Raw genomic sequence first — 20,655 nt, forward strand, 5'->3', positions numbered from 1 at the left:
AATAACAGAGGTTTACAGCGGCAGGCTCGCGCCCAATATGGCAAAGGGGCGGGCATCGGCGGGGTAGAGATGATCACGGAGTACATCGAAGAAGCCGGCGGCTCTATAGAGACGGAAGGCACCGTTATCCTCGTTCGGCACCTCGGGTGTGGACAACAGTGCGTAGCGCGCCGGCGCATTCCATAGCAATCCCTCTAATAGTTTTCTGCCTAGGCCGTGCCCCTGGTACTGCGGCAAGACGTGGATCTCTGCCAACTCAAAGTAGTTGCGCACAATGTCCCACTGCTCTTCGGTGGGCCCGCCTTGTATTCGGAGCCCCCGGCGAAGCTCAGCGTCCCACCAGCTGTCCGGGGAGCCTAAGAACCCATAGGCCACGCCGACGACGCCATTGTCATGGGTGACAATTTGCGCGCTGAATCCGGGGCGGGTCACGTCATTTCGCCAGCTTGAAATGCGGCTATGCAAAATCGCGGGATTGTAGTGCATTGCCTCGATGTAGATTTCAACCAACTGCGGGGCTAATAGGGAGAATTCCGGCGGGGTTAGGCGGCGAATTTCAAAGCTCACACTTCCTATGACACCAGATGTCTGTAGCGGAAGGAAAGCGAGGCCCACTCTGTCCTTTGGAAGCCGCAAGAGCGAATCGAACAAGAGGGCTGCAGTTAATTTGTGGCCTGCAATTAGCATTGATCGAATCGAACACGTGAACTATTATTAACAGTGAAATGTCTGGCGGCTTGCTTAGGGTCGGGGACAGTTCAACGACGTTATTTATTTAGCTAAGGACAAAACAATGGCACAGATTATTTCGGCAACGCGTACCCGTTCTCTTGGGCGAGAAAGTGGCAAGCGGGCACGATTTCTCTTCCAAGCACGAGAATTATTAGACGCTGCGCGCGGTTATGCGGCTGAGGGGCGATTCGATCAAGCCTTAGAGGTGGCGTACCAATCGGCTCTACGTACTGCTGGCGCACGAGTAGCTGCATCTGTAGTGGCTCGGCGCCGCCGCCTTCCCTCCAGTGCATGGGATCGGTTAGCGCTCGTTGGTGTGGAAGACAAGCGGTGGGCTGAATCCTTTAAAGGATATTCGCGGACTCGTGCACGCGTGTCTTCGGGGCTGGATGAAGCGCCGAGCGAGGAATATGTTTATGGCCTCATGCAGCATGCCGCACAATTTTTGGATGAAAGTGAGGCAGGGACTACTTTCGGCTCTTTTGCTGCGTAGTCACTCCGTGGGGGCGCTCACTACCTTTTGGGGAACATACTGATTATTCTGGGCGTTAGTATAGATAGAACTATTACCGCCCGAAGCTCAATCCCTAGTTGGAGGAACAGTGTCTCTTTCTGAGCAGGAGCAGCGCACGCTCCGTGAAATTGAGGAATCGTTACTTGCTGACGATCCTAAGTTTGGCGCTTCCGTTTCTGAGCCTACGTCGTTCGGCGGATCTGGCGGTGCGGTAACCCTCCGAGGTATAGCGCTCGTCGTCGTTGGGCTGTGCATGCTTATTGGTGGAGTTGCTCTCGCGCAGCAAAGCCTGTGGTTTATTGCGCTTTCTATCGCGGGCTTTTTGGTGATGTTTGCCGCTGGTGTGTGGATGCTGCGCGGAGATGGCTCCAGTCACTCTGTACAGAGCCATTACTCCGGTGCCCGTGCAAAGAAGCCCGCGTCTCGCGGTGGTGGAGTCAGCGGCAAGTTGGAGGAAAACTTCCGTCGCCGCTTTGAGGAGCGTTAACGCTTTATTGATGTGGTTCACCCCGGTTGGCCCAGTGAGGGTCAACCGGGGATTTTTGTGTCGCACCAAAATTCCCCACTTTGCCCCACGGAAGGGGTGCTAGGTGGGGACTGGTGGGGTAACTGCCTCATGGGCTTAGTTAAAAGTCCTCGATAACACAGCATATGGGGTTGGTGTGTGGATTGAGGCTCATTATGTTGGTGTTGCGGGTGGGGTGAGTGGGGTGATTGTAGCGGGCTGTCAAGGCCTTTTGTGGGATTTCTTCCCACTGGGAAAACCATCATCTAGCTGCAAGTAATCAGGATCAATCCGAGGGACACGCCGCTTTAAGTGGGTTAGGTGGGGGAAAGTGGGGTAGAGTGGGGCGCAGCGGAGGAAAGAGGGGCTCAAGGGCCTCGATTCTGAAGTAAGAGAATCCGGAGTTTTCGAGTAAGGAAGGTGGACGCCGGGATGTTTCTCGGAACCTACACTCCGAAGCTCGATGACAAGGGACGTCTTACGCTTCCGGCAAAGTTTCGCGATGAACTCGCAGGTGGCCTCATGGTCACCAAGGGGCAGGACCACTCGCTGGCCGTGTACCCGCGGGAGGAATTTGCGGCACGCGCACGGAAGGCTGCGGCGGTTTCTCGAACCAACCCAGAAGCACGTGCTTTTATCCGTAACTTGGCAGCAAGTGCGGACGAACAACGGCCGGACGGGCATGGGCGCATTACGTTGTCCGCGGGGCATCGGGAATATGCCAACTTGTCTAAGGAGTGCGTTGTGGTTGGCTCTGTGGACTTTCTCGAAATTTGGGACGCAGCCGCGTGGGCTGAGTACCAGTCGCAAACTGAAGATGCTTATTCGGCAGCAGATGCCGATGACGTACTGGCGGGCTTGCTCTAAGCCTGCACAAGAGTGCGTGTAAGGACTCTGTCCGAGGCGGATGATTCTGGTGTACTTCCCCGATATCAGAAACCTGCCTCGGACAGGGCCCTATACGCACTCGCATGCTTTCCACCACTGGAAGTCAGGGAATTTGAGAAAGGGGGTTGCGGGGAGACATGGCTACCAAAGACCTAAATTATGATGTGGCCGAAAACCACGGCCACGTGCCGGTCATGCGCGAGCGCATGGCTGATCTCCTACGCCCCCAGGTAGAAGCGGCGGGGGATAAGGCAGTGCTTGTCGACGCCACCTTGGGTGCCGGTGGCCACACTCGCTACTTCCTGGAATCTTTCCCCAAGGCTCGAGTCATTGGCGTTGACCGCGATAAGCAGGCGCTGCGCAATGCAACCGAACGTCTTGCGCCCTACGGCGATCGCTTCGTTGGCGTTAATGCACGATTCGATGAGCTGGGCAGCGCCATCGCGGAAGGGGAGGGCGATATCTTTGATTCGGCTCGCTCTGTAGGCATTGCCGGCGCCCTTTTTGACCTTGGTGTTTCCTCAATGCAGCTAGACCAGGCTGACCGCGGATTCGCTTATAAGGCGGATGCACCGCTGGATATGCGCATGGACCCTTCGCAGGGGATTACTGCGGCGGATGTGCTTAATACCTATACGCACGGTGACTTGGCTCGCGTCCTCAAAACCTATGGTGATGAGCGTTTCGCGGGAAAAATTGCCTCCGCCGTGTTGAAAGAGCGCGACAAGGAGCCTTTCGAGAACTCCGCGCGGCTCGTTGAGCTGCTGTATGATGTCATTCCCGCTGCGACCCGCCGTACCGGAGGGCACCCCGCCAAGCGCACCTTCCAGGCGCTGCGGGTTGAGGTCAACCGCGAGTTGGAAGCTATCGAAAATGTCCTGCCGGTCATAACCCAGGCGCTTTCAGAAGGCGGCCGTGCCGTATTCATGAGCTACCAATCTTTGGAAGACCGCATCGTTAAAGCAGCCTTCAAAGAACTGACTACGTCCAAGACGCCGGCTGGGTTGCCGATGGATCTTCCGGGCACCGCGCCGAAGTTCAAGATCGTTACGCGCGGGGCGGAAAAGGCCTCTGAAGAGGAGGTCGCGGAAAATTCGCGAGCCGCGTCGGTGCGTGTTCGTGCCATCGAAAGACTCGAGGGAATGCCAGAATTTCTACCGCCGGGAGGCAGGCAATGAGCACCATCCCACGCCGCAACCACCTAAAGACTGACAGCCGCGACAGAGAGGCCACTCGCACCATGGGCGCCAGCCGAGACTTCACCACCGGAATCGATACCGGAGCCCCGACGGCGCTGCGCGAGCGTCCTAGCACCAAGCGTGCTCCGAGCCGCACTCGCGTGCCGCACCGCAGCACGAAGCGCCTGGGTTCGAAGCAGGTAGTGAGCTTCCGTGGCCGTCAGCTGCAGCCGCAGACGAAGAAGAACGGGCTCCTTACCCGGTTGGGCGTCATTTCCCTCACGCTGCTTATCGTCGGCGTGGCTTTGGCCATGTGGCTGTCGGGTCTGTCTACCAAGCAAACCTTTGCCATCCAGCAGCTGACCGTGCAGGATTCCCAACTGGATAACCAGATTGAGACCCTCAACCGCGATGCGGAGAATCTCAGCTCTTCTGCTGATATTGCGCGCCGCGCGGATGAAATGGGAATGGCTATTCCCAAGCAGCCGGGTATTGCGGAAGTTGGCGGCGATGGAAAGATCGTCGACAAGCGCGAAGGCACCCCGGATACCGAAAAGCTCATTGATGTCAACGGTGAACCAATCCGCCCGGGCCAGGCTTCTAGCGACCCAAAGGATACGGAGGGGATGTCGGATTCCCTCAATGCCGTGCCACAGGGACAGCAGCGCACCAGCAATGGTGGCGATGCCGGCGACCGCAACTCGGACCGTGAGACCAGCGATGCCGGTGCCGCCCAGGAGAATGCGCGACCTAACCTTCCGGCCCGTGCGCCGTATGCCAGCCGCGCCGAGTAGCTAGGGAAGAATAATCGGTGAAAAAGATGATGCTCGCGCGTGGTGGCGCGGGCATTCTCACTTTTGTAGGGCACAATCAATACACGCAAGAAATTGTGGCGGAAATAGGGAAGGTGACACTGGACTGTGACTACGCCAAGTAAGGCTAGGCGCCGCCCGCGCCGCTCGACCAGCTCCGCGGTGCCGCAAAAGAAGATGATGCGCAAACGCCTGCGCATCATCGTATCCGTGGTGCTCGTGGCGATGGTTGTCCTCGCTGGCCGCTTGGCCTGGGTACAGCTCGTGTGGGGCCCGGACCTTTCCGCCAAGGCCGTAACGCAGCGCGAGCGCGTTTATATCGAGCCGGCCCGCAGGGGAGAAATCTTAGACCGCGATGGCCAGCGCTTGGCCTACACGATGAAGTCTCGTTCCTTGACCGTCTCACCGACCCGCCTGCGCGATGAGCTAAAGGACAAGGCCGAGATCGAGGCCCAGAAAGATGGCTCGACAGAGGGCATGGATGATAAGAAGCTGGATAGCTTCCTCACCAAGAAGATGGAGGAGACCCTCAAGGACATGTCTGAGGGAATCCCGAAGCTGATTGAGGATTCCGGCGCCTCTACCTCCAAGGTGGATAAGGACGACATCCTCAATAAGCTGAAAGCCGATACCCAGTATGAGGTACTGGTGCGCAACGTCGATCCGGATGTTGCCGTGGAGATCGCCAATAAGTACCACGGAGTGGCAGCGGACCGCCAAGACATTCGCCAGTACCCCAACGGCGCCATTGGTGAAAACGTTGTGGGCAAGGTGTCGATGGACGGCCATGGCCAGTTCGGTTTCGAGGCCGCGCGCGATACGGAGCTTACTGGCATTGACGGCCAGTCCACCGAGGACGTCTCCGCAGATGGCCAGGTGATTCCAGGCACTCTGCGTGACGTCGTGGATACCGTTGATGGTCGCGACGTCACCCTCACTTTGGATCTGGACCTGCAGACCTACGTTCAGCAGAAGCTGGAAAAGGCCAAGGCCAACTCCAAGGCTTCTGGTGCGGAAGCAGTAGTTCTCGATGCTGCCACCGGTCAGGTGCTTGCCATGGCCAATACCGATACCGTGGATCCCAATAAGAATGTTGAGGATCAGCTTGATGAGGGTAAGGACTTTGAAAACCGCAGCGTTTCCCATCCTTATGAGCCGGGTTCTGTAGCCAAGGTGGTTACCGCGGCTGCTGCACTGCAGGAGGGCGTGACCACCCCGGATGAGGTGCACCAGGTCCCCGGTTCCATCGATATGGCGGGCGTGACGGTCAATGATGCCTGGGAACACGGCACCGAGCCGTATACCACCACCGGCATCTTTGGTAAGTCCTCCAACGTCGGTACCTTGATGATCGCCGATAAGTTGGGCCAAGAAAAGTACGCCGAGTACCTCAAGAAGTTTGGGTTGGGCAATACCACCGGTATTGAGCTGCCGAACGAATCGGCCGGCAGCGTCCCAGACTTGGAGCAATGGTCCGGCGGCACCTTCGCTAACCTGCCTATTGGCCAGGGCCAGTCGTGGACCACCTTGCAGATGGCCAGCGTCTACCAAGCGTTGGCCAATGGCGGCGAGCGTATCGAGCCGCGCATCATTGACTCGGTCAAGGGCCCAGACGGCAAGGACGAAAAGCTAGAGGAACCGGAAAAGAACCAGGTGGTAAGCCCGGAGACTGCCAAAACCACGGTGGATATGTTCCGCGCCGTCTCCCAGGACGATGATGCCGGCCTGCAAAATGGTACGGCCGGCAATGCGCAGCTTAAGGGCTATCAGCTTTCCGGCAAGACCGGTACGGCCCAGAAGGTGGACCCAAATACCTGGGCGTATTCGAATTCCGCCTATTGGATCACCTTTGCCGGCATTGCGCCGGCCGATGATCCGCGCTTCGTTGTTGCCGTCATGCTGGATGAGCCTAAGTCCGGCGTGGAGGACAATGGAGGCGGCGGCCAGTCGGCGGCACCTATCTTCCGCGATATCGCCTCGTGGCTACTTAATCGTGACAATATTCCGACTTCGAAACCAGCACCGCGGCTGACCCTGCGGGCACAATAGGAGCTTAGTATGACCGTTTCTTTGGATACTCTCGCCCAGCTTTCTGGCGGGCGCGTCATTGGTGATGCCACCGTGGAGGTTTCCGCGTGCGGGCTGGATTCTTCCCGTTTGCCGGAAGGCGCGCTCTTTGCCGCCCTGCCGGGCACGCGCGTACACGGCGCGCAGTTCGCTCGCGATACCAAGGCGGGAGCTGTGCTTACCGACGCCGCCGGACTCGACCTGCTTACCAAGGCCCAAGAGACCCGCCCCATTGTGGTGGTGGAGGATATTCGAGCCGTGCTCGGTCCAATCTCCGCCGAGATTTATGGCCACCCCACCCGCGACCTGACGGTTATCGGCGTTACCGGCACCTCCGGCAAGACCACCACCAGCTACCTGCTGGAGGCTGGCCTGCTCCACGCCGGGCATTCTGTGGGCCTTATCGGAACCACCGGTACCCGTATCAACCGCACGCCGGTTCCCACCTCGCTCACCACGCCTGAGGCGCCGACCCTACAAGAGCTTTTCGCGCGCATGAAGAACGAGGGCGTTACCCACGTGGTGATGGAAGTGTCCTCGCATGCGCTGGAGCTGGGACGCGTGCGCGGAACTCGGTTTGCGGTAGGCGGGTTTACAAACCTGAGCCAGGACCACCTTGATTTTCACCCCACCATGGAGGACTACTTCCAGGCAAAAGCGAAGCTCTTCGCCGGGGAGCAGGCGGCCGAACGAGCCGTCCTCTGCATCGATGATGAGTGGGGCGAGCGCATGCGCGGCGTCGCCAAGAGCGCCGGCCACCCAGTGACTACGGTGGCCACCCAGGGCGCTGCGGCCACGATTAGCGCGCGCCAAACCGCCACTGAGGCCACCGGTGCCCAGGAGGTGGCCTTGAACTATGACGGTGCCGATTTCACCTTCCGGCTGCCGCTGCCTGGCGAGTTCAATATCGCCAATGCCTGCTTGGCGCTCGGCATGGCCACCGCGGTAGGAGAGGACCCAGCGGAGTTCCTATCGGGAGTGGAGAAGGTCGCAGTCCCCGGCCGCATGGAGCGCATCGACCGCGGCCAAGACTTTGTGGCCGTGGTGGACTACGCGCATAAGCCCGCGGCCATCGCTGCGGTGCTCGACACCCTGCGCGGCCAGCTGGAGGGAACCACGGGCCGCGTCGGCATCGTCGTCGGCGCCGGCGGAGACCGCGATAGCACTAAGCGCCCCATCATGGGCGCAGCCGCAGCCAGCCGCGCAGACCTTACCGTGGTTACCGATGACAACCCGCGCTCCGAGGACCCCGCCACCATTCGCGCGGCGGTGATGGCTGGCGCACGTGACGCCGCCCCAGAAGGCGATATCCGCGAGGTAGGCTCCCGCGCCCGTGCCATCGATGAGGTCGTCGATTGGGCCGAGCCGGGCGATGCCGTCATCGTCGTGGGCAAGGGCCACGAGGTGGGACAGCTCGTGAACGGAAAGACGTTGCACTTTGATGACCGCGAGGAAATGGCCCGCGCTATCGAGGAAAAGCTGGCCGGAACCCCGCACCGCGATACCCTTGGGGATGCGAAGGAGTAGACATGATTCCACTTTCTATTGCCGATATTGCCGAAATCACCGGGGGCAGCCTCGATTGCGTGTCTGACCCAGACCAGCGCGTTACCGGGTTCATCGAATTCGATTCCCGCAAGGTAACCAAGGGCGGGCTCTTCCTTGCCTTGCCCGGCGCCCGTGTGGATGGCCACGACTATGCCGAAAAGGCCATCGAGCAGGGCGCAGTGGCGGTGTTGGCTGCGCGGCCGGTGGGGGTTCCGGCGGTCGTCGTCAAGCCCCAAGGCCGCGTAACCGGTGATGCCGCCAACGCGGATATCTATGCCCACGACGAGGACGGCTCGGCTGCCGCGGTGGTGCAGGCGCTATCCGATATCGCGAGAGAAGTCACGCGCCGCCTGACCGCCGAGCAGGGCCTAGACATCGTCGGCGTAACCGGCTCGGCCGGAAAGACCTCCACCAAGGACCTACTGGCCACGATTTTCCGCGCTGAGGGCGACACCGTGGCTCCTCCCGGCTCCTTTAATAACGAGGTCGGCCTGCCGTATACCGCGTTGCGCTGCGATGAGCATACCCGCTTCCTGGTTGCCGAAATGTCTGCCCGCGGCATCGGTCATATCCGCCACTTGACCACCATCACCGCGCCCACGGTCGGCGTGGTACTCAATGTTGGTACCGCGCACTTGGGTGAGTTTGGCTCCCGCGAGAATATTGCCCAGGCCAAGGGCGAGCTCGTGGAAGCCTTGCCCTCGGCCGCTGAGGGCGGCGTCGCTGTGCTCAATGCCGATGATCCCTTCGTCGCCGGCATGGCGCCGCGCACTTCGGCCAAGGTCGTCTACTACTCGGCCAATAAGCCGCCGGCTTCCGACGCCCAGTACTACGCCAGCGATATCCAGCTCGATGACGTTGCCCGCCCCTCGTTTGTGCTGCATGCGCCGGGAACGGACCCGCTTCCGGTGAAGCTGCAGGTCTTTGGCAAGCATCAGGTCTCTAACGCGTTGGCAGCGGCCGCTGCGGCCATCGAATCGGGCATGGACCCGCAGGTGGTAGCCAACGCGCTATCCGGGCACCAGAATGCCTCGGAACACCGCATGGACGTGCGTACCCGCCGCGATGGAGTAACCACCATCGATGATTCCTATAACGCCAACCCCGATTCCATGCATGCGGCCATTGCCGCGCTGGCCTATACCTCGGCCGCCCGACCGGATGCCCGCGCCATCGCCGTGCTCGGTGAGATGGGCGAGCTCGGCGGAGAAGCAGTGGCCGCCCACCGCGCATTGGGAGAGGTGCTTTCCAAGTACCACGTTGACCACCTCGTGGCCGTGGGAGACAACGATAATATGAGGGCCATGGTTGAGGCCGCACAGGCGCGGGGTATAAATACTACTATCAGCCCGGATGTTGACGCCGCTGCGGCGGCGGTCGAAGACATCATTAGGGTAGCGCCTGCCGGCATCGAAGATTGGACGGGGCGCGAGGCCAAAGATGTAGTCCTCATCAAGTCATCGAATGCCCAGCGCCTGTGGCGCGTGGCAGAACAGCTCAATCGCCATTAGTCCTCAGTACAAGGAGAAAGACCTCTAGCAATGACTCAGATCATTATCGCGGGCATCCTCAGCTTCCTCGTCGCGATCTTTACCACTCCCATGTTGGTCCGCTACTTTTCCGGGGTAGGCAAGGGGCAAGAAATTCGCGAGGACGGGCCGCAACTGCACTTGCGCAAGCGCGGCACGCCCACCATGGGCGGTCTCGCGATTTTGCTGGCTATCACCGTGGCCTACCTCGTGGTGGGAACTTATGCCCGCGTGACCGGTAACGGTGGTTTTAGCCCCTCTGGTCTCTTGGTTTATTTCCTCACGATGGGCCTTGGCGGCTTGGGTTTTGCCGATGACTTCATCAAGCTGTTCAAAAAGCGCAACCTCGGCCTGAACAAGACCGCCAAGCTGGTAGGTCAGCTGGCCGTGGCGCTCATCTTCGGAATCCTGGCGCTGCAGTTCCCAGACGAGCACGGATTGACCCCAGCGTCTACTAACCTTTCCTTCGTTCGCGATTTTGAAACCTTCGACATCGCCGTGGGTGGCGCCATCATCGGCACCATCGTTTTCCTGGTCTTTCTCTATCTACTCATTGCTGCGTGGTCGAACGCCGTGAACCTCACCGACGGACTCGACGGCTTGGCCGCCGGCACCACCGCGATGGTGATGGGCGCCTACGCACTGATTTCCTTCTGGCAATTCCGCAACTCTTGCGCCGTCTCGCCAGCGGCAGGGTGCTATGAAGTTCGCGATCCGCTCGATTTGGCTGTGCTGGCTGCAGCCGGCCTGGGCGGTTGCTTGGGCTTTTTGTGGTGGAATGCCGCACCGGCAAAGATCTTCATGGGCGATACCGGTTCGCTTGCGCTCGGCGGCCTCGTCGCCGGCCTCTCGGTGACGACTCGCACCGAACTGCTCATGATCATCATCGGCGCCATCTTCGTGATTGAGACGGTCTCCGTAGTTATCCAGATCATCGTCTTCCGCAGCACCGGCAAGCGCTTCTTCCGCATGGCGCCCATCCACCACCACTTTGAAAATGGTGGCTGGGCCGAGACCGCCGTGGTCACCCGCTTCTGGCTGCTAAGCGCCATGGCCGCTATCGCCGGCGTATGCATCTTCTACGGCGACTGGCTGTCCGCCGTCGGCTTTGCTTCCTAAGACTCACGCCTTTTTAGCTTTATCGAGGAAAGAGGAATAGAGATGACCGAGTTGCCATCCTCGTTGCGCGGGCGAGTGCTCGTGGCCGGGGCGGGAGTATCGGGGCGCGGTTGCGTCGCTATGCTGGCAAGCCTCGGGGTGGATACCACCGTTGCAGATTCCAACGAGACCGCGCTGGCGGAATTGGCGGAGGAATTCGGGGTAGCAACCGTCTCCGTCGATTCTGCCGCCCAGGGCGATTTTGACCTTGTGGTTACTTCGCCGGGCTGGCGTCCCGATTCGCCTTTGTTGGTTGCTTTCCAGGACGCTGGGGTAGAGGTCATCGGTGACGTGGAGCTGGCCTACCGCCTGGATCGTGCGGGCGTCTTCGGCGCGCCGCGTACCTGGCTGGTAGTTACCGGAACCAACGGCAAAACCACGACTACCGGTATGTTGGCCCAGATTATGCAGGCAGATGCAGAGCGCACCGGCAAGCGCGCACTGGCGGTGGGCAATATCGGCGTTTCGCTTTTCGACGCCCTCACGGCCACCCCCCGCGTCGACGTTCTCTGCGCCGAGCTATCTTCTTTCCAGTTGCATTGGTCCAGCCATGTGCGCCCGGATGTGGGCGTGCTACTGAATTTGGCTGATGACCACCTGGATTGGCACGGATCGTTTGATGCCTATGCCCGCGCGAAGGCCAAGGTGCTCTCCGGTGAAATCGCTGTGGTGGGCAAGGATGACGCCGAGGCGGTCCACTACGCCGCGGATACCGCAGACCTCTTCGGCTTTACTGCTGCTGAACCTATACAGGGAGAGGTGGGCGTAAGTGCCGGCCGTCTTGTCTCGCGGCTTAGCGAGAAGCGCGAGGATCTCGCGTCCGCAGAGGGCATTGAGCCCGCCGGTCTGGCAGGAGTTCTAGACGCTGCGGCCGCAGCCAGCGTCGCGCGTCTGGCAGGCGCCACCCCAGAGTCCATTGCGCAGGGGCTGGCCGCATATACCGTCGCCGGGCACCGCGGCGCTGTGGTCCATGAGCATTCCGGCATCACGTTCATCGATAATTCCAAGGCCACCAACCCGCATGCGGCGGATGCGGCGCTCAAGGGGCTCAATTCCGTGGTCTGGATTGCCGGCGGGCAGTTGAAAGGCGCGGAGGTGGACGGGCTCGTCGCCAAGCACGCCGCCCACATCAAAGCCGCGGTAGTCCTGGGCGTGGATAGGAAAGAGGTCGCCCGGGCCCTCGCCGCCCACGCGCCGCATGCCCCGGTGGACGTCATCGAAACGCAGGAGCCTTTCGCAGCCATGAATGCTGCGGTGGAGGCTGCACTGCAACACGCCGGTGCCGGGGATACCGTTCTTTTGGCGCCGGCTGCGGCATCGTTAGACATGTATACCGGCATGGCTCAACGCGGTGATGTATTCGCCGCGGCCGCGCGGGAGCTTACCCGCAATTAGAGCTATAGATTTAAGGATCAGGAGAACACATGACGGCCACCTCCCAGCAGCGCCCGCGCTCCAAGAGTTTTGGCGACCGCGTTCGCGAGCTGCGCGAGCGAGCCCGCCAGGAAGCAGGCCTTGATTACCAGCTGCTGCGCTTTATCATCTTCTTCCTCGTGGGCATCGGCGTGCTCATGGTCTTTTCTTCCTCCATGGCTACTTCCCTGACCGAGGACGGCGGAGTATGGAACCAAGCATTGCGCCAGTGCGTGATGGTGTTCTTGGGTCTCGTTGCCTTTTGGTTTGGTCTCAAGGTCTCGCCGCATACCCTGCGCAAATGCGTGCCGTGGATTGTGGGTTTGTCCATCATTTTGCTCATCGCGGTGCTGATCCCTGGCATCGGTACCGGCCGTGAAGAGGTAGGTTCCCAGTCCTGGATTTACTTGGGGCCGTTCTCCCTGCAGCCCTCGGAGCTTGCCCGCGTCGCCGTAGGCATGTTTGGTGCGACCGTATTGGCGGATAAGGAGCACAAATCCATGAAGGTGACGGATCCCTTCATGATGTACTCCCTCATTGCCGGCGTTATGTTCTTGCTCATCGTCCTTCAGGGTGACTTCGGTATGGCTTTGTCCTTGGCCCTCGTGGTTGTCTTCACCCTGATTTTCGCGGGTGTCGACTGGCGCGTTCCGGCGACCATCGGCGTCGCAGCCGTGTGTGGTTTGCTGTTTATCTTCCTTTCTGGCGGCTTCCGGTCCAACCGCTTCCACACCTATTTCGACGCCCTCGTGGGCAATATCTCCGATACTCAAGGTACGGGTTTCCAGTCCTATCAGGGCTTTCTCTCGCTTGCCGACGGCGGCTTCTGGGGCGTTGGCATTGGCCAATCCCGTGCCAAGTGGTTCTACCTGCCCGAGGCGAAAAATGACTTTATTTTCGCCATCGTGGGTGAGGAACTCGGCTGGTGGGGCGGTGCGCTCGTCATCGTGCTCTTCGCCGCACTGGGCTATGTGGGCCTGCGCACCGCGATGCGCGCACAGAACCAGTTCCAGTCCCTGCTGGCCGCAACGCTGACCATCGGTGTGGTCACGCAGGCCTTCGTGAATATTGGCTACGTCATTGGCCTGCTGCCGGTAACCGGTATTCAGTTGCCCATGATTTCGGCCGGCGGTACCGCGGCGATCATCACGATCGGCTCGATGGGCATCTTGTGCAACGTGGCGCGTCATGAGCCGATGCAGATTTCCGCCATGCAGAATTTCGGTCGCCCGCTGTTCGACCGTCTCCTTTTCATCGGCGAGCCACAGCCGGTGCCGCAGCCGAAAAAGAAGCAGCAGGGCCGTCACGCTCGACCGCAGGAGCCGCGGTTCCGCGTGCGCGAGGAGCGCTTTGGTCGCCCCGTGACCGGAAGCGGCCGCCGCTATCCGCGCGCCGAGCGCCGCTATCGATAGGTGGCGCTGGTAGCCTTTAGGCTATGAATTCCACGCCTATTTCCGTCGTCATCGCAGGTGGCGGCACCGCCGGACACATTGAACCCGCCCTCGCCGTAGGCGAAGCTTTGCGCGAGCGCCACGGCGCACGCATCACCGCCCTCGGTACCGAAAAGGGCCTCGAGCGCGATATCATTCCCGCCCGCGGCGTGGACCTTAGCCTGATTACCCCCGTGCCAATCCCGCGCAAGGTCAACGCGCAGCTCTTCAAGCTACCGTTTAACCTCTCTCGCGCGGTGGGGGAGGCCAAGCAGGTGCTCAAAGACGTCGCGGCGGATGTCGTCTTTGGTACCGGCGGCTACGTGGCCGGCCCGGCTTATATCGCTGCGCGTTCGCTTGGCATCCCGTTCTATGTTCTTGAAACCAATGCTTTGGCTGGAATGGCCAATAAGCTCGGCGTGAAGATGGGCGGAATTGGACTCAATGCACACCCCGATTCCGGCATGCCGGGCGAGGTCGTCGGCATTCCCGTTCGCCCGAGCCTAGCGGAGGACCCGGATGGCAACCTGGCCGCAGACGCGCGCACCAAGTGGAACTTGGCCGAGCTTCCCACCGTCCTCATCACCGGTGGGTCCCAAGGCGCGGTCAGCATCAACCGCGCTGTTGCTGGAGCGGTGGAGGACCTGGCACAGGACTTCCAGCTACTGCACGCCTATGGCAAGAAGAATGATCCGCCCGCAGAACACCCGAACTACGCCGCACTGCCGTATATCGAGGACATGGGCTCCGCACTTGCGGTAGCCGACCTCGTCGTGTGCCGCTCCGGCGCCATGACCGTTGCCGAAGTATCCGCCGCAGGCCTTCCGGCCATTTACGTTCCGCTGCCGCACGGCAATGGCGAACAGGCGCTCAATTCCCGCGACGTGGTCGAGGCAGGCGCTGCCATCCAGATTCCGGATGCGGAGCTGACCGCAGAGCGACTCATCTCCGAGGTACGCGGCATTCTCGATGACCCGCAACGCCTCGAGTCGATGACGCACGCCGCCGCCCATGCCAGCGCCGGAGACGTGGCAAATTCCATCGCAGACCGCATCGCCGCCCGCGTATCCGAGGCCGAAGACGCCGCTGGAAGGAAGGATAAGTAAATGACTGATCCCGCACACTACGATCTGCGCCGCGTCCACCTCATCGGCATTGGTGGTTCCGGCATGTCAGGGCTCGCACGAATCCTCGCCGCTCGCGGCGGAGTAGTCACAGGCTCCGATGTCAAAGACTCCACCCCGGTTGAGGTGCTGCGCACCATGGGTGCCAAGGTCGCCATCGGCCACGCCGCGGATAACCTGCGACTGTCTGGTGAACTGCCCACCGTCGTCGTTACTTCTTTTGCCGCCATCCCCCAAGACAACCCCGAGCTGGTAGCCGCAAAGGACAACGATATCCCGGTAATTCGCCGCTCCGATCTGCTCGCCGCCTTGATGGAAGGCCACAAGCAGGTGTTGCTGGCTGGCACCCATGGCAAAACCTCCACCACGTCGATGGCCGTGAGCGCGATGCAACATGCGGGTCTTGATCCCTCCTTCGCCATCGGCGGCCAGCTCAACCGCGCGGGCACCAATGCCCACGGTGGCTCCGGGGAAGCTTTCGTCGCCGAGGCCGATGAATCTGATGCCTCCCTGCTGCGCTATAGCCCTGACATCGCGGTGCTCACGACTATCGAGCCCGATCACCTCGACTTTTTCCACAGCGAGGAAGCCTATTTCCAAGTCTTCGATGACTTTGCTGACTTGGTCACCCCGGAGACCGGCTACCTCGTTGTGTGCGCCGAAGACGAGCACGCTGCCCGGGCTGGCGAGCGGGCGCTGGAGCGCGGCATCAACGTCGTGGCCTACGGCTCGCCGGAGAAGTCTTTTACCTCTACTGTGCCACTGGCCGCCGAGTTGGTCCGCGAAGAGACCACCGCGGAAGGCATGGAGACCATCGTCAAGCTCGACCTTCCTGGCGTTTCTGAAACCGTGCGCTACGAGCTGCAGATCCCAGGCCACCACATGGTGCTCAATTCCATGGGTGCCTTGATCGCCGGCGTGCTCTCCGGCGGCACCCCGGCCGCTATCGCCGAGGGATTGGCTGATTTTGGCGGTGTGCGCCGGCGCTTTGAGTACCGGGGGAGCGTCGACAAGCAGGGCAAACCCGTGCGCGTCTTTGATGATTATGCCCACCATCCCACCGAGGTTGCGGCGGTGCTGCGGGCCGCGCGCGCCAAGGTTGAGGCGGAAGGCCACGGCGGGCGCGTCATTGCCTGCTTCCAGCCGCACCTGTACTCGCGCACCATGGAATTCGACGCCGAGTTTGCCCAGGCACTCTCGCTTGCCGACGCCGCCGTGGTACTCGACATCTACGGCGCTCGCGAACAGCCGGTGGAGGGAATTACCTCTCGCATCATTACCGATAAGATGCCCGCTGATATGCAGGTCATCTTCGAGCCGGATTTTTCCGCCGCTGCCCGCGACGTCGTGTCGGTGGTGGAGCCGGGCGATGTGGTGCTGACCATTGGTGCTGGCTCGGTAACCATGGTGGCAGCAGAAATCCTCGATGAATTGCGGGCAAGCTAGTGCGTGTATCCGCAAAGCTCATCGCTGGGGTCATCGCCGCAATTGTCGCTGTGGCCCTCATAGCGGCCGCCGTGATGTGGACAGTTCCCGTCCTGAAGGTACGCAATTTTCAGGTGGAAGGTGTCCACCAGCTTGATCCCGCACAGGTGGAGGAGGCCTCTGGGGTTCCCAAGGGCGAAAATTTGCTACGCGTTAACGCGCGTGAGGCAGCTTCCGGCGTTGCTGGATTGGACTGGGTCGATTCGGCGACAGTCTCCCGCGATTTCCCTTCGACCTTGACCATCAACGTGTCCGAGCACAAGGCCGTGGCGTTTGTAAAGCGCGATAATAAGCCCTACCTGATCGATGATAAGGGCGAGGGATTTACCTCCGCTGAGCCTCCCGCGGGCGCGGTTGAGGTTACGGGCTCCGTCGATAGTGGCTCGCCGCAAACCCAGGATGCCGTGCGAGCGATCGCAGCGCTTTCCGACGACGTCCGCAACCAAGTAGCAAAGCTCGAAGTAGTGGACGAGTACTCGCTGACTTTCACCACTAAAGATGACCGGCGCGTCTTCTGGGGTGCCAGCGATTCTAACGATGAGGACAAGGCGCATGCCTTTGCCACAGTGTTGAAGATGGAAGGCCGCGAGTGGAATATTTCCAACCCTGAGTTGGTCACCACCCGCGGATAGGGCGACGGGTGCCCCCGCAAGTGCCTTTATCGCTCTTGTGGGCCCGTGCAGCACCGCTTAGGCGTGTGCGCTGCACGGGCTCTTTTTAGTGCCTGAACCATGGGGCGGATGATGCGGGTGTGACTTATAAAACCGCAGGTGAGAAACCCTAAAGTGGAACTTGAGGGTCTCGACACGCGGAAAATGTGCGTGAAAATTACACCGCTGTCGTTAAAGATGGAAAGGAACGCGATTCGCCCTCGGCGGACCGCATTACATTCCTCGTTTAATGCACGTGCAGACTTAAAGTAGCGAAAGGTGAGACCAACTCACATGATCTCTTCCAATAACAATCTCGCGGATATCAAGGTCGTCGGCGTCGGCGGTGGCGGCGTCAACGCCGTGAACCGCATGATCGAAGAAGGCCTCAAGGGCGTGCAGTTCGTCGCCATCAACACGGACTCCCAGGCCCTCATCTTCTCTGACGCAGATACCAAGCTCGACATTGGCCGTGAGGCCACCCGCGGCCTCGGTGCCGGCGCTAACCCTGAGGTAGGCAAGACCTCCGCAGAAGACCACAAGTCCGAAATTGAAGACGCCCTCGAGGGCTCCGATATGGTCTTCGTGACTGCCGGCGAGGGTGGCGGCACCGGCACCGGTGCTGCTCCAGTCGTGGCGTCTATCGCGAAGAAAATGGGTGCGCTGACCGTCGGTGTTGTCACCCGCCCGTTTAAGTTCGAAGGCGCTCGCCGTACCCGCCAGGCCATGGCCGGTATTGAGGAGCTGCGCGAGGTCTGCGATACCCTCATCGTCATCCCGAACGATCGCCTGATGCAGCTCGGTGGGGAAGAGCTTTCCATCGTTGAGGCTTTCCGCGCTGCCGATGAGGTGCTGCACAATGGTGTGCAGGGTATTACCAACCTGATCACCATCCCGGGCATGATCAACGTCGACTTTGCGGACGTTCGCTCCGTCATGTCTGACGCTGGCTCCGCGCTCATGGGTATCGGTTCCGCCCGCGGTGATAACCGCGCCATGACCGCTGCTGAGCAAGCCATTAACTCCCCGCTGTTGGAATCCACGATGGAAGGCGCCAAGGGCGTGCTGCTGTCCATCGCCGGCGGCTCCGATCTTGGCCTGCACGAAGTAAACGCCGCTGCCTCCATGGTGGAAGAGCGCGCTGACGAAGACGTCAACCTCATCTTCGGTACCATCATCGATGACACCCTGGGTGATGAAATCCGCATCACCATTATTGCCACCGGTTTCGATGCCGAGGCCAATATGACCCAGGCCGCTGCGCAGCAGCCGCAGCAGGAACAGCGCAAGCCCGGCTCCCTTTTTGACAATCGCCAGCGCGAGACCGCAGAGCCCGTCACCCCGGCACCGGCGCAGCCTGCTGCTTCTCAGCCAGTACAGGATGACTACTCCCCGCGCCACTCCTACGAGCCGCGCGCCGGCCAGGAGCGAGAGCGCTACACCCCGCAGCGTCCTGCCGAGGAGCGTCGCCCAGAATCTAGCGGTCTGTTCACCAACTCTGACCGTTTCTCCCGCGAGGAGCGCCGCGATGACTACCGTTTGTCCCGCCCGTCGCAGCGTCGTGACGATGACGGCGACGACGATCTGGACGTGCCTTCCTTCATGCGCTAAGCGCAAAGCGCTACGCTGGTGTGCATGCCAGTAAACGAGGAACATCGCACCACACGCCCCGTCCGCATGGTTTTTACTAGCCGTGCTGGCGGGGCGTCTGCTATTCCATACGACTCCTTCAACTTGGGGCACCACGTCGGCGATGACCCGGCCGCGGTTGCCGCTAATCGCGAGCGCCTGAAGCGCGTGACCGGTCTGGACGACATCGTGTGGATGGAACAGCTGCACACAAATACCGTCACCGTCGTCGATGGTCCACAGGACGAGCCCGTGCCAGCCACAGACGCAATTGTTACCACCCAGCGACGCCTCGGGCTAGGCGTTCTCGTTGCGGATTGCACGCCGGTGCTGCTTGTCGACGTCGCCGCTGGCGTCATTGCTGCCGCCCACGCCGGCCGCTTGGGCGCCCGCAACGGCATTGTGGTCAATACCGTGCGCGAAATGCAGAAGCTTGGCGCACAGCCCGAGCGCATTCAGGTGGTTATGGGGCCGGCTGCTTCGGGAAAGAACTACGAAGTGCCTGAGGAAATGGCCACTGACGTCGAGCGCCGCTTGCCCGGCTCCAAGACTCGGACGTCGAAGGGCACGTGGGGCATCGATGTGCGCGCAGGGCTGATTCGCCAGCTCATGGGGCTAGGTATCACCGCGATTGAATCCGACCCGCGCTGCACCATCGAAGACGAAGACTTCTTTTCCTATCGGCGCGAAGGAACCACCGGCCGCCAGGCTGGACTAATTTGGTTGGAGGCTAAGTAATGTCAGACCGAAAGGCACAGCTAGAACACAACCTATCGGACACCCGTGCCGAGATTGAAAGGCTAGCAGCGCAGTCAGGGCGGAAACCGCCGCAGCTGTTGCCGGTGACGAAATTTCACCCAGCTGCGGATATTTCCCTGCTGGCAGATCTAGGAGTTACCGACGTCGCCGAAAACCGGGAACAAGAGGCCCGTGCCAAGGCCGCTGAGCTGCCGCAGCTGCGTTTCCACATGATTGGCCAAATCCAGACCAAGAAAGCCAACCATGTAGCCCGATGGGCGGCCAGCGTGCATTCGCTTGATTCCCTCAAACTCGCCCACGCACTGGAGCGAGGCGTTTCCTTAGCCAAGGAACGAGGCGAGCGCGAAGGTAATCTGCCAGTTTTCATCCAAGTCTCCGTCGACGGCGATGGGGCTCGTGGTGGTGTAACTCCAGACGTACTCGATGAGGTCGTGCGTGCCGTAGAAGACGCGCAGCACTTGGAACTTGCCGGACTCATGGTAGTTCCGCCTCTTGATGCCGATGCTGGTGAGGTATTCCGAAACGTCAGCGGAGAGGTAGATCGCTTATCGTCTGAGCTTAATCGACCGCTGAAGTTCTCTGCTGGCATGAGTGCGGACATGGCCGAGGCAATTGCTGCGGGCAGTGATATCGTGCGTGTCGGAACCAGTATCATGGGGCCGCGGCCAGTAGGTTAAAAACATCGCAAAAGCGCATTTCACAGCGTAAATAACATGAGTCACACCAGACACATTTTACGCGTTTAGACTTGTACAAATTTAGGTCAGAGGGAGACCCAAAAATGTCATTCATTGATAAGACGAAGGATTTCTTCGGGCTGGGCCCGGTGGACATCGAAGAGGACGATGCCTACTACAACGAGGAGCCGCGTTACTCCGAAAATAGCTCCTCGGCCTACGCACCTCGCCGCGCCCCGCAGTCCTATGAGCCGGCCCCAGTACAGGAGGAATTCGTTCCGACCATCGTGGCTATTTCGCTGACGTCTTTCAATGATGCCGCCAAGGTAGGCGAGCCTTTCCGCGACGGTGATGCTGTGGTCTTCGAGTTGACTGACGCCGAAAAGGCCACCGCCAAGCGTTTCATCGACTTCGCTGCCGGCCTCTGCTTCGGCCTGGAGGGCCGTATGCTCAACCTCACCAAGGGCATGGACACTGAGCGCAAGGTCTTTTCCATCGTGCCTAAGTCTGCAGACATTGCAAAGCACGAACTCGAGCGTGCCGCAGGCCTGCGCTAA

General features: G+C 60.5%; 19 protein-coding genes. 18 read left to right on the plus strand and 1 reads right to left on the minus strand.

The features are described from left to right. Positions 1 to 12: 12 nt before the first annotated feature. Complete coding sequence (locus LG376_RS07550; protein ID WP_225746716.1) at positions 13 to 567, minus strand: GNAT family N-acetyltransferase; 555 nt, start codon at positions 565 to 567, stop codon at positions 13 to 15. A 226-nt stretch (positions 568 to 793) separates the two neighbouring features. On the opposite strand from LG376_RS07550, the gene LG376_RS07555 reads away from it, so the two are divergent. From LG376_RS07555 to LG376_RS07640, 18 genes are all read left to right on the plus strand, one after another. Beyond that, positions 794 to 1,225 (plus strand): SAV_6107 family HEPN domain-containing protein, encoded by a 432-nt coding sequence (locus tag LG376_RS07555; RefSeq protein WP_225746717.1) that lies wholly within the window; start codon positions 794 to 796, stop codon positions 1,223 to 1,225. A gap of 109 nt (positions 1,226 to 1,334) precedes the next feature. Continuing rightward, a complete protein-coding gene (locus LG376_RS07560; protein WP_198491702.1) occupies positions 1,335 to 1,733 on the plus strand; it encodes a DUF3040 domain-containing protein in 399 nt (132 codons plus the stop codon). Between the two features lie 450 nt (positions 1,734 to 2,183). After that, the gene (gene mraZ, locus LG376_RS07565) at positions 2,184 to 2,618 is read left to right on the plus strand and encodes a division/cell wall cluster transcriptional repressor MraZ (RefSeq protein ID WP_005324499.1); all 435 of its coding nucleotides are present in this window, start codon (positions 2,184 to 2,186) and stop codon (positions 2,616 to 2,618) included. Positions 2,619 to 2,776: 158 nt separating this feature from the next. Next, entirely contained in the window at positions 2,777 to 3,817 is a 1,041-nt protein-coding gene (rsmH, locus tag LG376_RS07570) for a 16S rRNA (cytosine(1402)-N(4))-methyltransferase RsmH (RefSeq protein ID WP_225746718.1), read from the plus strand. Continuing rightward, the gene (locus LG376_RS07575) at positions 3,814 to 4,611 is read left to right on the plus strand and encodes a hypothetical protein (RefSeq protein WP_225746719.1); all 798 of its coding nucleotides are present in this window, start codon (positions 3,814 to 3,816) and stop codon (positions 4,609 to 4,611) included. The genes rsmH and LG376_RS07575 overlap by 4 nt, the downstream gene beginning before the upstream one ends. Before the next feature lie 195 nt (positions 4,612 to 4,806). Next, positions 4,807 to 6,678 carry a peptidoglycan D,D-transpeptidase FtsI family protein gene (locus LG376_RS07580; RefSeq protein ID WP_370633402.1) on the plus strand — a complete coding sequence of 624 codons (1,872 nt, stop codon included), beginning with the start codon at positions 4,807 to 4,809 and terminating at the stop codon, positions 6,676 to 6,678. Positions 6,679 to 6,687: 9 nt separating this feature from the next. Then, positions 6,688 to 8,223: a UDP-N-acetylmuramoyl-L-alanyl-D-glutamate--2,6-diaminopimelate ligase gene (locus tag LG376_RS07585; RefSeq protein WP_225746720.1), complete on the plus strand. Its 1,536-nt coding sequence runs from the start codon at positions 6,688 to 6,690 to the stop codon at positions 8,221 to 8,223. 2 nt (positions 8,224 to 8,225) lie between these two features. Further along, positions 8,226 to 9,755 carry a UDP-N-acetylmuramoyl-tripeptide--D-alanyl-D-alanine ligase gene (gene murF / locus LG376_RS07590; protein ID WP_225746721.1) on the plus strand — a complete coding sequence of 510 codons (1,530 nt, stop codon included), beginning with the start codon at positions 8,226 to 8,228 and terminating at the stop codon, positions 9,753 to 9,755. 30 nt (positions 9,756 to 9,785) lie between these two features. Then, positions 9,786 to 10,892, plus strand: a complete 1,107-nt coding sequence (gene mraY, locus LG376_RS07595) for a phospho-N-acetylmuramoyl-pentapeptide-transferase (RefSeq protein ID WP_005324508.1) — start codon at positions 9,786 to 9,788, stop codon at positions 10,890 to 10,892. Between the two features lie 42 nt (positions 10,893 to 10,934). After that, entirely contained in the window at positions 10,935 to 12,326 is a 1,392-nt protein-coding gene (murD, locus tag LG376_RS07600; RefSeq protein ID WP_225746722.1) for a UDP-N-acetylmuramoyl-L-alanine--D-glutamate ligase, read from the plus strand. A 29-nt stretch (positions 12,327 to 12,355) separates the two neighbouring features. Continuing rightward, positions 12,356 to 13,756, plus strand: a complete 1,401-nt coding sequence (locus LG376_RS07605; RefSeq protein ID WP_225746723.1) for an FtsW/RodA/SpoVE family cell cycle protein — start codon at positions 12,356 to 12,358, stop codon at positions 13,754 to 13,756. 23 nt (positions 13,757 to 13,779) lie between these two features. Beyond that, complete coding sequence (murG, locus tag LG376_RS07610) at positions 13,780 to 14,880, plus strand: undecaprenyldiphospho-muramoylpentapeptide beta-N-acetylglucosaminyltransferase (protein WP_225746724.1); 1,101 nt, start codon at positions 13,780 to 13,782, stop codon at positions 14,878 to 14,880. Continuing rightward, on the plus strand, positions 14,881 to 16,344 hold the full coding sequence (gene murC, locus LG376_RS07615) for a UDP-N-acetylmuramate--L-alanine ligase (RefSeq protein ID WP_225746725.1): 1,464 nt from the start codon (positions 14,881 to 14,883) through the stop codon (positions 16,342 to 16,344). Further along, positions 16,344 to 17,015, plus strand: coding sequence for a cell division protein FtsQ/DivIB (locus LG376_RS07620; protein ID WP_225746726.1), 672 nt, complete (start codon positions 16,344 to 16,346; stop codon positions 17,013 to 17,015). The genes murC and LG376_RS07620 overlap by 1 nt, the downstream gene beginning before the upstream one ends. Positions 17,016 to 17,327: 312 nt before the next feature. After that, the gene (gene ftsZ / locus LG376_RS07625; protein ID WP_005328909.1) at positions 17,328 to 18,644 is read left to right on the plus strand and encodes a cell division protein FtsZ; all 1,317 of its coding nucleotides are present in this window, start codon (positions 17,328 to 17,330) and stop codon (positions 18,642 to 18,644) included. Between the two features lie 24 nt (positions 18,645 to 18,668). Next, positions 18,669 to 19,400: a peptidoglycan editing factor PgeF gene (gene pgeF, locus LG376_RS07630; RefSeq protein ID WP_150850919.1), complete on the plus strand. Its 732-nt coding sequence runs from the start codon at positions 18,669 to 18,671 to the stop codon at positions 19,398 to 19,400. After that, positions 19,400 to 20,098: a YggS family pyridoxal phosphate-dependent enzyme gene (locus LG376_RS07635; protein ID WP_225746727.1), complete on the plus strand. Its 699-nt coding sequence runs from the start codon at positions 19,400 to 19,402 to the stop codon at positions 20,096 to 20,098. The genes pgeF and LG376_RS07635 overlap by 1 nt, the downstream gene beginning before the upstream one ends. A gap of 104 nt (positions 20,099 to 20,202) precedes the next feature. After that, a complete protein-coding gene (locus tag LG376_RS07640) occupies positions 20,203 to 20,655 on the plus strand; it encodes a cell division protein SepF (protein ID WP_005324522.1) in 453 nt (150 codons plus the stop codon).

This window comes from Corynebacterium sp. Marseille-P4611, assembly GCF_916618765.1.
Lineage (GTDB): Bacteria > Actinomycetota > Actinomycetes > Mycobacteriales > Mycobacteriaceae > Corynebacterium > Corynebacterium marquesiae.

What these genes read in the sequence shown, in the direction of transcription:
- LG376_RS07640 (WP_005324522.1), top strand. Translation starts at nt 20,203, where the DNA reads ATGTCATTCATTGATAAGACGAAGGATTTCTTCGGGCTGGGCCCGGTG.
- murF (WP_225746721.1), top strand. Translation starts at nt 8,226, where the DNA reads ATGATTCCACTTTCTATTGCCGATATTGCCGAAATCACCGGGGGCAGC.
- ftsZ (WP_005328909.1), top strand. Translation starts at nt 17,328, where the DNA reads ATGATCTCTTCCAATAACAATCTCGCGGATATCAAGGTCGTCGGCGTC.
- LG376_RS07580 (WP_370633402.1), top strand. Translation starts at nt 4,807, where the DNA reads ATGATGCGCAAACGCCTGCGCATCATCGTATCCGTGGTGCTCGTGGCG.
- rsmH (WP_225746718.1), top strand. Translation starts at nt 2,777, where the DNA reads ATGGCTACCAAAGACCTAAATTATGATGTGGCCGAAAACCACGGCCAC.
- mraY (WP_005324508.1), top strand. Translation starts at nt 9,786, where the DNA reads ATGACTCAGATCATTATCGCGGGCATCCTCAGCTTCCTCGTCGCGATC.
- murD (WP_225746722.1), top strand. Translation starts at nt 10,935, where the DNA reads ATGACCGAGTTGCCATCCTCGTTGCGCGGGCGAGTGCTCGTGGCCGGG.
- LG376_RS07555 (WP_225746717.1), top strand. Translation starts at nt 794, where the DNA reads ATGGCACAGATTATTTCGGCAACGCGTACCCGTTCTCTTGGGCGAGAA.
- LG376_RS07635 (WP_225746727.1), top strand. Translation starts at nt 19,400, where the DNA reads ATGTCAGACCGAAAGGCACAGCTAGAACACAACCTATCGGACACCCGT.
- mraZ (WP_005324499.1), top strand. Translation starts at nt 2,184, where the DNA reads ATGTTTCTCGGAACCTACACTCCGAAGCTCGATGACAAGGGACGTCTT.
- pgeF (WP_150850919.1), top strand. Translation starts at nt 18,669, where the DNA reads ATGCCAGTAAACGAGGAACATCGCACCACACGCCCCGTCCGCATGGTT.
- murG (WP_225746724.1), top strand. Translation starts at nt 13,780, where the DNA reads ATGAATTCCACGCCTATTTCCGTCGTCATCGCAGGTGGCGGCACCGCC.
- LG376_RS07575 (WP_225746719.1), top strand. Translation starts at nt 3,814, where the DNA reads ATGAGCACCATCCCACGCCGCAACCACCTAAAGACTGACAGCCGCGAC.
- LG376_RS07605 (WP_225746723.1), top strand. Translation starts at nt 12,356, where the DNA reads ATGACGGCCACCTCCCAGCAGCGCCCGCGCTCCAAGAGTTTTGGCGAC.
- LG376_RS07585 (WP_225746720.1), top strand. Translation starts at nt 6,688, where the DNA reads ATGACCGTTTCTTTGGATACTCTCGCCCAGCTTTCTGGCGGGCGCGTC.
- murC (WP_225746725.1), top strand. Translation starts at nt 14,881, where the DNA reads ATGACTGATCCCGCACACTACGATCTGCGCCGCGTCCACCTCATCGGC.